Origin of the sequence: Microbulbifer sp. SH-1 (genome assembly GCF_011326135.1) — a bacterium.
GTDB lineage: Bacteria > Pseudomonadota > Gammaproteobacteria > Pseudomonadales > Cellvibrionaceae > Microbulbifer > Microbulbifer harenosus.
The window spans coordinates 4,242,736-4,255,546 of record NZ_CP046948.1 but is presented as its reverse complement, the minus strand read 5'-3'; the positions used below and the strand labels follow the sequence as shown (position 1 = coordinate 4,255,546).

At 60.7% G+C, this 12,811-nt stretch carries 9 protein-coding genes; 4 read left to right on the top strand and 5 right to left on the bottom strand.

Annotated features, from left to right (window positions below):
• Positions 1-17 precede the first annotated feature (17 nt).
• The gene (locus GNX18_RS17495) at positions 18-2,141 is read right to left on the bottom strand and encodes a TonB-dependent receptor (RefSeq protein WP_240914075.1); all 2,124 of its coding nucleotides are present in this window, start codon (positions 2,139-2,141) and stop codon (positions 18-20) included.
• Between the two features lie 179 nt (positions 2,142-2,320).
• Between GNX18_RS17495 and xseB the strand changes: the two genes are divergently transcribed.
• From xseB to GNX18_RS17475, 4 genes are all read left to right on the top strand, one after another.
• Positions 2,321-2,578 (top strand): exodeoxyribonuclease VII small subunit, encoded by a 258-nt coding sequence (gene xseB / locus GNX18_RS17490; RefSeq protein WP_166219801.1) that lies wholly within the window; start codon positions 2,321-2,323, stop codon positions 2,576-2,578.
• A gap of 36 nt (positions 2,579-2,614) precedes the next feature.
• Positions 2,615-3,502, top strand: a complete 888-nt coding sequence (locus tag GNX18_RS17485) for a polyprenyl synthetase family protein (RefSeq protein WP_166220747.1) — start codon at positions 2,615-2,617, stop codon at positions 3,500-3,502.
• Positions 3,503-3,656: 154 nt separating this feature from the next.
• The gene (dxs, locus tag GNX18_RS17480; protein ID WP_166219799.1) at positions 3,657-5,573 is read left to right on the top strand and encodes a 1-deoxy-D-xylulose-5-phosphate synthase; all 1,917 of its coding nucleotides are present in this window, start codon (positions 3,657-3,659) and stop codon (positions 5,571-5,573) included.
• Between the two features lie 266 nt (positions 5,574-5,839).
• A complete protein-coding gene (locus GNX18_RS17475) occupies positions 5,840-7,723 on the top strand; it encodes a DUF885 family protein (RefSeq protein WP_166219797.1) in 1,884 nt (627 codons plus the stop codon).
• Positions 7,724-7,786: 63 nt separating this feature from the next.
• Here the strand turns inward: GNX18_RS17475 and GNX18_RS17470 are convergent, their stop codons facing one another.
• The 4 genes from GNX18_RS17470 to GNX18_RS17455 all read right to left on the bottom strand — a co-directional run bounded on the left by GNX18_RS17470 (position 7,787) and on the right by GNX18_RS17455 (position 12,701).
• On the bottom strand, positions 7,787-8,356 hold the full coding sequence (locus GNX18_RS17470; protein ID WP_166219795.1) for a hypothetical protein: 570 nt from the start codon (positions 8,354-8,356) through the stop codon (positions 7,787-7,789).
• A gap of 103 nt (positions 8,357-8,459) precedes the next feature.
• Positions 8,460-10,460, bottom strand: coding sequence for a TonB-dependent receptor domain-containing protein (locus tag GNX18_RS17465; protein WP_240914070.1), 2,001 nt, complete (start codon positions 10,458-10,460; stop codon positions 8,460-8,462).
• A 166-nt stretch (positions 10,461-10,626) separates the two neighbouring features.
• On the bottom strand, positions 10,627-11,991 hold the full coding sequence (locus tag GNX18_RS17460) for a histidine kinase sensor domain-containing protein (RefSeq protein WP_138235549.1): 1,365 nt from the start codon (positions 11,989-11,991) through the stop codon (positions 10,627-10,629).
• Entirely contained in the window at positions 11,988-12,701 is a 714-nt protein-coding gene (locus GNX18_RS17455; protein WP_138235550.1) for a response regulator transcription factor, read from the bottom strand. The genes GNX18_RS17460 and GNX18_RS17455 overlap by 4 nt, the downstream gene beginning before the upstream one ends.
• Positions 12,702-12,811: the final 110 nt, after the last annotated feature.

Here is a 12,811-nt window from a genome sequence, read left to right as displayed (position 1 = left end):
TCTTATTGTTTCCGTGCTCAGAAGCGGTAGCGCACACCGGCGAACAGGGAGCGCGGCAGGCCCGGTCGGTAACTCAGGTCTTCGTCGCCCACCTGATTGGAGGTGTAGGTGGAGTAGCGCTCGTCGGTGACATTGGACAGGCGCGCGTACACCGAGACGTCGTCGCTGAATTCGTGGGTGGCGCGCAGGTTGACCAGCTCGTGGCCGTCGTACTGCTGGCTGTTGGTTTCGTCGGTGAAGTAGCTGCCCATGTGCGACCACTCCAACTCCATGCGCAGGCCCGCGAGCCATACGGGTGTGTAGGCCAGGGTAACGTTGCCGAGGGTTTCCGGCGCGCCGCTGATGTCGTTACCGGCGAAGTTCAGGTTCTCGCTCACCATGCAGCGGCAGCTTCGATCAAACCGGCTGAACACATAGGAAAAGTCCCGGTACTGCTGGCGCATTGCCGCCCAGGAAAGCCCCAGCTGCCACTCCTCGCCGATGGGTGCCTGCAGGCTCAGCTCCACGCCCTTGTGGCTGGTCTCGCCGGCGTTGGTGGTCTTGCGGTCGCTGCCCTCCTCGATTGGGGCGATATAACTGACGATGTCGTTTTCGGTGGTCATGTCGTACACCGCCAGCTCGTAGTTGACCCGCTCGGCCAGCAGGCCGCGCAGGCCGATTTCCTGGCTGACACTGGTCACCGGGTCCAGCTCGGTGGTGTCCTGGGTGGAACCGGGGCGGAACAGAGTGCCCACAGTGGGAGCGCGGAAGGCGTGGCGATAGCTCAGGTAAAGTTGATGATTGACGGCAATCTGGTACACCGCGCCGAGTTTCGGGCTCAGGTTGTCGTAGTCCCGCGACTGGGATTCGGGGCGGTAGTGGGAGGCGTCGGTGTTCGGGGTATCCAGCCGGTCTTCGTAATCCACCTTGAAGAGGTCGTAGCGCAGGCCCGCACTCAGGCGCCAGGCGTCGCCCACTTCCAGCTCGCCGTGGATGTAGGGCGACACCGAGGTCTGTTCGGAATCGAACCTGTAGGTGAGCACACCGGTGCGCTGGTAATCGGTATAGATATCCCCCTGCTGGCTCACGGTAATGCGCTCTTCGGCGTATTCCGAGGGGGTGTAGTCCGCGTCCACGCCCACGATCACCTCGCCGCGGTCGTAGTCGCGGCGGTATTTCAGCAGCAGTCCGTAGGAGCTGAATTCGGTATCGCGGATATTCGGATCGTAGGTCACCATCCAGCTCGGCATCATCACCATGCTGTTGTGGCGCACGAACGGGGTGGCGGTAATCAGGCTGCGGTCGCTCGGGGTGTAGGCCAGTTCTGACGACAAGCGCAGGGCTTCCACCTCGCGGAAGCCGATGTCGCCGTGGAACTGGTTCTTTTCTACGTTGTTGCGGTAATCCTCCTCCTCGAGGCCGGAGACACCGCTCTGGTCGATGGTGGAGTAGGACAGCACGGTTTTGCTCTGCAGGCCTTCCGCCAGGTTGCTGTCGAGGCGACCGCTCACGGAGGTGCGGGTGTATTCCGACGCCTCGCGGAAGCCCTCGCTGGTGGTGCTGTTGATGTCCACGCGCAAGGCGCTGTCGCTGCCGATACGGTTGCCGCCGGAAATCAGCGCGCGCTGCCAGCCGTCTGCACCCACCTCTCCGTTGAGACTCACTTCCGCGGATTCCGGTGCGGCGCGGGTGACGGCATTGATCACGCCGCCGATGGCGTCACTGCCATACAGCGCGGATGCGGGGCCCTTGGTGACTTCCAGCTGCGCGCTCTGGGGCACATTGATCTCGTACAGGCCGTTGTGGTTGAAGAAACCGGTGGGGCGGGTGGGGATGCCGTCTTCCAGAAACAGGTAGACCCCGGCGGTGGAAATGGGCTGGCGGATCGAGGTCATATGCCCCTCCCCACCCAGATTGTTCACGTGCACCCCGGCAACTCGGTTCAGCGCGTCCGCGGGGTGCGCCGGGGCGATGTGCGCGAGTTCCTTTTCACTGATTACGCCGACGGATTCCGCCAGCTCCGAGCGAGCCTTGGCCTCGCGGGTGGCGGTGACAATGACCTGCTCCAGCGCGTTGTCAGCGTGGTGGACGGTTTCCGCCTGTGCAGCGACAGACACGGTCAGGGCAAAAGGGTTCAGCAACAACACAACGGCAGGGCGCACGGCAATTTCCTTTTTTCTAAACCCGGAAATGCTATCGGAAACGCCGCCCGCGCAAGTGCGCCATATTGTCGCAGGGGGTGTGACCTGCGCCGCCAATTGACCCCCTCCGTCGCAGCCGCTAAGGTTGCCCGCAATTGGATACCCACGCCATTTATCGGGACTATTATCGGGACAACGTCATGGCCGCGAAAAAGAAAACCGCTACCTTCGAGAGCGCACTGGAGGAACTGGAACAGTTGGTGGAGCGCCTGGAAAGCGGCGACCTGCCGCTGGACGAGGCACTGGCGGACTTTGAGCGGGGCGTGAAGCTCACCCGCGAGTGCCAGCAGAAACTGGCGAGCGCCGAGCAGAAGGTCAAGGTATTGATGGAAGAAGGCGGCAAGGTACAGGAACTGCCATTCGACGCGGAAGACGAATTCTCCGGAGATACGGAGTAAGTGAGCACTTCCACCCAAGCCCATACTCCGGCCGCAATACCCGCCAAACTCAAAGCTTTCCTGCAATCCTCCGGCCTCCAGGTCGAACAGACCCTGAAAGCGGCGCTGGCGGAGCAGTCCGATGCCAGCGCGCTGTTCGCCGCCATGAACTACGCCGCCCTCGGCCCCGGCAAGCGCCTGCGCCCGGCGCTGGTGTACGCCGCAGCCCAAGCCCTTGGTGGTACCGCCGCCGCAGATCAAAGCCATGAAGCGGCGGCCGCGCTGGAGTGTGTGCACGCTTACTCGCTGGTGCACGACGACCTGCCGGCCATGGACGACGACGACCTGCGCCGCGGCCGCCCCACCTGCCATATCCAGTTCGATGAAGCCACCGCGATCCTCGCCGGCGACGCCCTGCAATGCCAGGCCTTCGAACTCCTCGCTGGCGCACCACTGTCCGCGGAACTGCGCATTCGCCTCGTTGCCGAACTGGCCCACGCCGCCGGCGCCCGCGGCATGGTCGCCGGGCAGGCCATCGACCTCGCCGCAGTGAACCACTCCCTGTCACTGGAACAACTGAAGCAGATGCACCGCCTCAAGACTGGCGCCCTGATCAGCGCCAGCGCCAGAATGGGCGCATTGATCGGCGGCGCCAATGAGGCGCAACTGGCGGCCATCACCCGCTACGCCGAAGCCATCGGCCTCGCCTTCCAGGTGCAGGACGACATCCTCGACGTGACCGCGGATACCTCAACTCTGGGCAAAACCCAGGGCGCCGACGCCGCCCGCAACAAGCCCACCTACGTCTCCCTCCTCGGCCTCGACGGCGCCCGCGCCAAGGCCGACGAGCTACACCGCGAAGCCACTGACGCTCTCGCGCAACTGGGCGGCAACACCGCCGTGCTGCAGCAGCTGGCGGACTATATAGTCCATCGGGATCACTGATCCCGGTCTCCAGCCCACGGGATGCAATCTCGCGCCCGTGGGCATACAATCCCCTTCCATTATCAGTTGCAATTGATACTTTGGGCCCAGCGCCGCTTGCCATCGCCAAGCGGCGCGTGAAGACGGGCCCGAACGCCCGAATTCAGGACCCTAGATGTTCGACCAGATACCCCGCCAGCGCCCGCATACACCGCTGCTCGACCAGATCGACGATCCGGCTCAACTGCGCGCCCTGCCGGAAAAACAACTGCCCCAGCTGGCCACCGAACTGCGCGAATACCTGCTGTACTGTGTGGGCCAGACCGGCGGCCACTTCGGTGCCGGCCTCGGCGTCGTCGAACTTACCATCGCCCTGCACTACATCTACAACACCCCGGAAGACCGCCTGGTGTGGGATGTTGGCCACCAGACCTACCCCCACAAGATCCTCACTGGCCGCCGCGAGCAGATGCTGAGCATGCGCCAGCAGGGCGGCCTGTCCGGCTTCCCCAAGCGCAGTGAAAGTCCCTACGACACCTTCGGCGTGGGCCATTCCAGCACCTCCATCAGCGCGGCGCTGGGTATGGCACTGGGCTCCCCGGACGAGCGCCGGGTGGTTGCCGTCATCGGCGACGGCGCCATGACCGCCGGCATGGCCTTCGAGGCCCTGAACCACGCTGCGCACACCGGTAGAGACATGCTGGTAGTGCTGAACGACAACCGCATGTCGATCTCCAAGAACGTGGGCGGCCTCGCCACCTACTTCGCGCGCATCCTCGCCAGCAAAACGTATCTCAGCATGCGCGAGGGCAGCCGCAAGATCCTGTCGGTGATTCCCAAAGCCTGGCAGCTGGCGCGGCGCACCGAAGAACACGTGAAGGGCATGATCACACCTGGCACCCTGTTCGAGGAGCTGGGCTTCAACTATGTTGGCCCGCTGGACGGCCACAATATGCAGGATCTGGTGCATACCCTGCGCAACCTGCGCAACCAGCGCGGCCCGCAGCTACTGCACATCGTCACCACCAAGGGCAAGGGTTTCGGCCCGGCGGAAGAAGACCCGGTGGGCTATCACGCACTGAACAAGCTCGAACCGGAACCCAAGGTTCAGGTCGCGGCTCCAGAGACCAAAAAGAAAGGTCCGAAGTACCAGGATATTTTCGGCCAGTGGTTGTGCGATACCGCCGCACTGGACGACAAGCTCGTCGCCATCACCCCCGCCATGTGCGAGGGCTCCGGCATGGTGGACTTCGCCGAGCGTTTTCCCGAGCGCTACCACGACGTGGCGATTGCCGAACAGCACGCGGTCACCCTCGCCGCCGGTCTTGCCTGTGAGGGCCAGAAGCCGGTCGTGGCGATCTACTCCACCTTCCTGCAGCGCGGCTACGACCAGATGGTGCACGACGTGGCGATCCAGAATCTGGATGTGACCTTTGCCATCGACCGCGCCGGCCTCGTCGGCGAAGACGGCCCCACCCACGCGGGCAGCTTCGACCTAACGTTCATGCGCTGCCTGCCGAACCTGGTAATCGCCGCCCCCAGCGATGAGAACGAGTGCCGCCAGCTGCTCTACACCGCCTACCAGCACAAAGGTCCCGCCGCAGTGCGCTATCCACGCGGTACCGGCCCGGGGGTGGAGATCGAAAAGGAAATGACCGAGCTGCCAATCGGCAAGGCGCGGGTCATCCGCGAGGGGGCCAGTGTGGCGATCCTGAGCTTCGGCACCCTGTTGGCGCCGGCGCGCGAGGCGGCGGAAAGGCTCGGCGCAACGCTGGTGGATATGCGCTGGGTAAAACCGCTGGACGAGGAGCTGATCGCCCGCATGGCCGACAGCCACGATCTGCTGGTCACCCTGGAAGAAAACACCATTGCCGGCGGCGCCGGCAGCGCGGTAGCGGAATATCTGAACCAGAGAATCAGACCTGTTCCACTACTGCAATTGGGTTTGCCGGATAAAATCATCGAGCACGGCAAGCACCAGAAATTACTCGCGGAAATCGGCCTGGATGCCAAAGGCATCGAAGAACAGATCCGCAAACGAATCGAAGCCATGGCCAACAACAATTTCAACGGCCAGGCTGCTGCTATCTGATTACGTATCCGCTACGAAGTACATAACTTAAAGCGAAGGCCGGGTGTCGGGGATTCGTTTTCGAAAGCGTCGGCGACAGGGGCCGTAGGCGCCGCGTTGAAGCGGCCGGGCCACGTCGCCGACGCAGCGTACAGGGATGTATTCACAGCGGTTTCGAAAACGAATACCCGATGCCTGGCCGCCACAGCCGCCAGAACAGAGCGCAGTCTCGGTGCTCCGAATACAAAAATTATTTACAAATAGAACAATCAGAGACAGGAAGTACCATGCTTTTTCCCACTCCATTCAAAAAAATCCTGAACTCTAAATCCGTCGGATTATCCGTCGTCATCATGGCCGCAAGCTTCAACGTCCAAGCCATGGACCAGAAAGTTTTTGAAAAAGACCTGAACGCGCTCTCCAAAAAAGGCGCGGGCGAAAAGCTTCACGCCCTGCAGGACCTGCGCTACCGCTGGATCATGGAAAGCTACCCGGAAAGAGGAACCTACGAAGGCTACCCCGGGGTGGAAAAAAAGTGGACCGATCAATCCACCAAAGGCATAGAGCGGCGCAAAGGCCAGACCCGCGAACTGCTCGCCGCCAGCCGCCACATTGATGAATCGAGATTGCTCGAAAACGAAAAACTCGACTACCAACTGCTGTACCAGGACCTCCTGCTCCAGGTGCGCGGCTACCAGTTCCCCGACCACCTGTTGCCGGTAAACCACATGAGCGGCATCCAGCGCAGCGTGCCATCCGTACTCAGCGCCATGCCCAAGCGCAATGCCGCAGACTATGAAAACATCCTTGCGCGCCTGGAAAAACTGCCCGGATTGATCGAGCAGACCCAAATCCTGATGGAAAAGGGCCTGAAGCAAAAGCTGACCCCGCCGCAGATCACCTTGCGCGACCTCCCCGGCCAGATCCGCGCGCTGATTCCCGCCGATCCGCAGCAGAGCCCGCTGTTAAAGGCATTTAACGAAATGCCCGCAAGTATTCCCGCCGCACAACAGACTCGCCTACGCCAGCGAGCACAGAATATTTACCAGAAAACTCTGGTACCAAACTGGCAGAGGTTCGCGGAGTACGTGGAGCGGGAATATATTCCCAATGCGAGTACGGAAACCGCGTTCACCAGGAATGATGACGGCGTTCGCTGGTACGCCCACAAAGTGCGCGAGGAAACCACCACCGAACTGAGCCCGGAGGAAATTCACCGCATCGGCCTTGCCGAAGTGCGCCGTATCCGCAGCGAAATGGAAGCGATTATAGAAAAAACCGGATTTACCGGCGGCTTTCAGGAGTTCAACGATTTCCTGCGCAATGATCCGCGTTTTTACTACCAGAGCAAAGAAGAGCTACTGAAAAACTACCGGGACATAGCCAAGCGTATCGACGGCGAGTTGCCCGCGCTGTTCGGCACCCTGCCGCGCCTGCCCTATGGCGTGAAGCCGATCCCTGCTTACTCGGAGAAATCCCAGACCACCGCCTACTACCAGCCGGGTTCGATGGAAGCCGGACGCGCGGGTGTATTCTTTGCCAATACCTATGACCTGGCAAGCCGCCCGACCTGGGAAATGGAAGCGCTCACGGTGCACGAAGCAATGCCGGGGCACCACCTGCAGATTGCACTGGCGCAGGAGCAAAAGGATATTCACCCGTTGCGCCGCACCAAGATGTACACGGGGTTTGTGGAAGGCTGGGGCCTGTATTCAGAGAGCCTCGGATATGATCTCGGCCTGTACAAGGATCCGTACAACGAGTTCGGTGCGCTGACCTACGACATGTGGCGCGCGGTGCGGCTGGTGGTGGATACGGGTATGCACCAGCTCGGCTGGAGCCGGGATGAGGCCATCGCCTACTTCAAGGAAAACAGCCCCAAGCCGGAGCACGATATCGTGGTGGAGGTAGACCGCTATCTGGTGTGGCCCGGGCAGGCGCTGGCGTACAAGATCGGGCAGTTGAAAATCAAGGAACTGCGCGCGCGCGCAGAAAAGACGCTCGGGAACAATTTTGATATCCGCCGCTTCCACGATGCGCTGCTGGGCGCGGGTGCGCTGCCGCTGAATGTGCTGGAGACGCGCATGAATAAATGGATCGAGTCTCAGCGTGGGGAAATTAGCCTGGCGCCGATCAATCCACAGCCTGCCACAAAGGCGGCTTCCAGCTGACAAAATTCTGCTAAACAACAGATCGCCCCGGAGCTTTCCGGGGCGATCAAATAACAACAGGCCTCACACCCCCAGCGTAATCCCCACCGTCAGCGCCACAACCCCGAGCAGGGTAAATACGATCGATGTTCTGCGGAACATCGGCACCGCAATGGCAATCACCAGCCCACTGACCAGGCTGAACAGCAGGCTGAGCCCGAACAGCAATCCCACCACCCAGAAAATCGGCCCCGCATGCCCCTTGTGGATCAGCAGGAACTGGTGCCAGAAGTCGTGCTTTTTAATGTGCAGAATCGCCTTTTCCGGTTCTGCCAGCGGCTCAAAGTACACCTGCCCCTTGTAACCGTACCAACCGATATAACGCTCTTTGGGTTCGTAGTAGTAATCGGCAGGCAACGTCATATCCTGCCCTTTTTCCCGCATCAGTGGTAGCATGATGGCCCGCACATCCTCCTCTGCTTCGGGAATGCCATCGGGCAGGGTTACTTCGAATTGCTTCTCGCTGCGCACACCACCGTCGACATCCATCATATGCAGCATACCGGTGGCGAGATACATTATCGCCAAAGGGAGGAAGAAGCAGGAAAAATACGTGTGGAGTTTTATCCACAGAAAACGGGTTCTGGATTTCATAATTTTATTTAATTTTCAAAGACGCCAACAACAAACACTCCCACGGTAAAGAAAAAGGCGCGGTGTTCGCACACCGCGCCTCTATTTTCGCTACCGGCAGAAATCAGAAACGATAATCTACAGACAGGCGGACGTCGCGACCCGCTTCATAAACACCGGAAACAATGCCCCAACCGGGAATATCGGAATAATCCCCTACGCTGGAGTGGTCGCGGTAGTGCTCGTCAAACAGGTTCTGCACGGCAAAGTTTACTGCCAGGCTCTCGTCCTGCAGTGGTTGCCAACGCAAATAGATGTCGTGCAGCTGATAACCGGATTTGTCGATCGTCTGCACGCTGTCAATCCAGCCCAGCTCAACCGAGCGATGCAGTACCTCAACGTCGATCCCCTGAACCTGGGTCAGGTTCCAACCCAGGTCGAGGCGATCAGTAAGCGCGTAATCTACCGCGAGTGTCAGGGTATCACCGCGGGTATTACCCAGCCCGTTGTGCTCGTAGCCCTCGATATCGTTGCCATTCAGGGTAGAGTCGTTGTGACTGTAGGCAGCTGTCAGATACCAGCTCTCGTAGGAATAAGCGGCGCTCAGTTCGAAACCATCGGATTCCAGTTTGCCGATATTCTCAAACAGGTCTTCGTCGTAAATAACATCGTCAATGGTGCTCTGGTAAACCGCAGCCTTCACCGCCAGGGAACCACCAATATATTCCAGGGCCAGCTCATTGTTGTCGACAGACTCTGCCTTCAGGGCCGGATCGATATCGGCGCTTTCCAGGGTAAAGGAATCACCAACTTCCTTGCCGCGCACAGCCTGGGCATGGCCCGCAGAAAGCGTCCAGGTATCGCTCAGTGCATAGGAGAAACCGACATTCGGGCTGACATCGTCACTACTGAACTCACCGTCAAAATTATTCTGTGTCAGTTCGTAAGCGTCGTAACGCACACCGAAGCTAAGCAGCAGGGGCTCGGTCACCTGCCAGTGATCCTGAATGTAGGCGCCCTGCACTCGCCCGGTCTCGGAAATACTGGATGTGGAATCCACTTCACGCCCACCAGCAACCACCTTCTGATTTCGCCGCTCAATACCATAGGTCAAGGTATGCTGACCGAAACTGCTGGTGTTGCGGATATCAAAACCAATCGACGCGGTATTACCGCCGTACAGTCCCCAGGGGCCATCCTGCACCATGTCGGAGTTGGTGTCGTAGGCGGTAATTTCCAGGTTCACGGCATCATTCAGGCTGGCACTGTAGTTGGCCACCAGGGTTTCGCGCTCGGCATCCATCGGATACAGCGTGTCACCTTCCAGTACGAACCAGTTTGGTCTGCGACCCAGTTCGCCGGACTCTTCACGCTGTTCGTAGCTGACGGTCAGCTTCTGGTTCTCGGTAATGTCGCCGCTGACTTTGACAAATGCCAGGTTCTGGTCGGCAGCGGTTGCGAGAATTTCATTGCCGGCGCCGTCCTTCATATTGTTCCGCTCGACCTGAACAAAGGAGCCGATCACTCCCCAGTTCGCGCCGAGTTTGCCGTAGACGGAGGCGCTCCCCTTGGTACCGTCATTGCTGAAATAGCCGCCCTTCAGTCGAGCGCCAAACTGCTCGCCGCTGCGGAGCAGGTCGTTGGCATCTTTGGTTTTGAAGCGGATGGCACCACCGATGGCACCGGGACCACTGGTGGCTTCACCGGCACCGGACTGCACTTCCACGGTGTCCAACAACTCCGGTTCGATGGAAACGCGACCGATATGGTGGAACAGGGTACCGGTCTGCGGGGCGCCGTCGACGGTGACGTTCAGCAGGGTATCTTCCATACCGCGGATATAGACCTTCTGGGCGATACCCAGGGAGCCCCCCACGGACACCGAAGGAATGTGACGGAAGATATCGGCCAGATCGTTGGCCTGCTGTTTTTCCAGTTGCTCGGGGGTGATTTCGGTATCGGTGGCCACGCCGACTACGACCATGGTTTCCAGGTTGTCCCGCGCGGCCTTTTTCTCCGCGGCCAGGGCGGGCATCTCTTCGGCAAACGCGGGGGCTGCGGCGAATACACCGGTAGCGAGTAGCGGCAGCAGCGCGCAGTGGTTGAGCAGGGTCTTGTTGGGCATTGGGCATTCCTTCCGGGTGGATTCGCAGGGGTTATTAACCGTAAACGCGAATTATTCCCATTAGCCCTATCAAAGTACAGCGCTGTTGCAATTGTTACATTGGGCGCTAGTCCCAGATGGAAACGTGGCGGAAACCTGATAGAAAGTCGCGGTAATTCCTGCAGTATCAGTTGGCCGGTAGTGAGATGGTCATACACAGACCACCGCCCGAACGGTTGCTGGCCACCACTTGGCCGCCCACGGCCTTGAGCTGCCGCCGCGCCAGCGCCAGGCCGAGCCCCACACCGCCGGACTCGGTGCCGCGCGCGTTGCGCGAAGGATCGGCCTGATAAAAGGGCCGGAAGATGGTTTCCAGCAGGTCTTCCGGCACACCGGGGCCACAGTCTTTGACGGTGACCTGAAACCCGCGCTCCCCCGACGCCAGCTGGCAGTCCTCGAGGGCAACCTCCACCGCCCTGCCCACCGGGTTATAGCGCAGGGCATTACGCAGGATATTTTCCAGCGCCTGCCCGACGGCCTGGTGGCTGCTGTTGTGGAGCCCGGCGGAATCCGGCAGGTGGGTCTGTATCGGACGGTCGGGAAATTCGAAGCGGGCGTCGTCGACGATCACATCGATCAGGTCGACAAGGTCCATGGATTCCTGGGTCAGACGCGGTTGCTCGTTGTCGAGCCACGCCAGCGCCAGGGTATCTTCGGTGAGTTTGCGGAAATGCCGGGATTCCCGGTACAGGCGCTGCACATTGGGGTCGTCGGGGTAGTGCTTGCCGAGACTCTCGATCGCGATTTCCAGACGGGTCAGCGGCGTGCGCAATTCGTGGGAGAAATCCGCGATCAGCTGGCGCTGATTCAGCAGTTGCTCACCGATGCGCGCCGCCATCTGGTCGAAGGTGGACGCGAGCTCGCTGAACTCATCCCGGCGCGAGCCCAGTTGCGGGCGCACCCGCACGGAAAAGTCCCCGCGACTGAACTCCCGGGTGGCCCGCTGCAGGCTGCCGAGCGGCTGCATGATGTGCCGGTACAGGAGCACGGACAAAATGGCGAGGATCAGCGCCGGCAGGAAAATCTGTAACAGCAGGCGGGTCGTCTGCCAGTAACTGCCCGGGCGCATCCGGTCCGGGAGCAGGACAATAAAGCTGGTGTCCGAATCCTCGAACGGGATCTCCATCACCGGGTTGGCTTCAAAATACAGGTGGATTTTCCACTCCACGTCCCGCCCCAGATTGTTGCCGCTGTAGCGGTCTTCCAGGCCGCGGCTGCCGGCCACATGATGGATGTTGTATCCCACCACCGCCGCCAGGGTCGACTCCCGCTGTTGCAGGGCATCCAGCCAGCGCTCCAGCGATGCCGCGTCGCCGGCAGAATACAGCGCCTGCGCCTCGCGCCCCCAGCCGCGCAGCTCGTCGCGGTGGGCTTGGCTCAACATGCTCATCTCTTCTTCGGCGCGCACGGTGACGTAGTTGATCAGATAAAACATAGCGACGATGCCGGCGGTGATCAGCAGGATCAGTTTCCACAACAATCGGCGGTTCATTTCAGACAGTACCCCTGTCCGCGCACCGTCTGCAGGCGCTCACCGCGCCAGCCGGCCTCGGAGAGTTTGCGCCGCACCCGGCTGAGATGCATATCCAGGCTGCGGTCATAGGCGCCGAGGGGGCGGTTCAGCACCTCGCGTGAGAGATAGGCCTTGCTCAGCACCTCCCCGCGGTTTGCCACCAGCTCCCACAGCAGATTGAACTGGATGGCGGTGAGCTCGATCTGCCGCGCACCCACCGCCGCCTGCTGATCCGACAGGCGCAGCTCCAGCTGTTCGATCGCCAGCACATCTCCATGGGCCGGCGCCACCAACTGGCTGCGGCGCAGCAGCGCCTCCACCCGCAGCATCAATTCCACCCGGTTGAACGGTTTGGCGATGTAGTCGTCCGCGCCGTGGCGCAACCCCTGTATCCGCTCTTCTTCCGCGCCCTTCGCCGACACGATGATGACCGGCACCTGGCTGGTCTTGCGCAGCAACCGCAGCAGCGACAACCCGTCGAGCCCCGGCAGCATCAGGTCCAGCAGGATCAGCTGGTGACGCTGCTTTGAGGCTTCCAGTAATGCCGCCTCACCGTCGACACAACTGTCCACCTGATAACCGGCCTCGCGCATCATCGCGGCAATCTGCCGGTTCAGTTCGGTATCGTCTTCGGCAATCAGGATACGGGCGGGAGCTGTGGATAAAACGCGCGTGGGGGCGGGGTTCATGGCGGCACAGAAATCTGGCTGGAATAACTGGCAGACAGACTACCAAAACCCCAGACAAAAAGGCGGCGACCACTGGCATTTTCTCTATGCCACCGGTCGCCGCTTGTGTG

Coding starts and splice junctions, on each gene's coding strand:
- xseB (WP_166219801.1), top strand. CDS start 2,321: ATGGCCGCGAAAAAGAAAACCGCTACCTTCGAGAGCGCACTGGAGGAA.
- dxs (WP_166219799.1), top strand. CDS start 3,657: ATGTTCGACCAGATACCCCGCCAGCGCCCGCATACACCGCTGCTCGAC.
- GNX18_RS17475 (WP_166219797.1), top strand. CDS start 5,840: ATGCTTTTTCCCACTCCATTCAAAAAAATCCTGAACTCTAAATCCGTC.
- GNX18_RS17470 (WP_166219795.1), bottom strand. CDS start 8,356: ATGAAATCCAGAACCCGTTTTCTGTGGATAAAACTCCACACGTATTTT.
- GNX18_RS17465 (WP_240914070.1), bottom strand. CDS start 10,460: ATGCCCAACAAGACCCTGCTCAACCACTGCGCGCTGCTGCCGCTACTC.
- GNX18_RS17460 (WP_138235549.1), bottom strand. CDS start 11,991: ATGAACCGCCGATTGTTGTGGAAACTGATCCTGCTGATCACCGCCGGC.
- GNX18_RS17455 (WP_138235550.1), bottom strand. CDS start 12,701: ATGAACCCCGCCCCCACGCGCGTTTTATCCACAGCTCCCGCCCGTATC.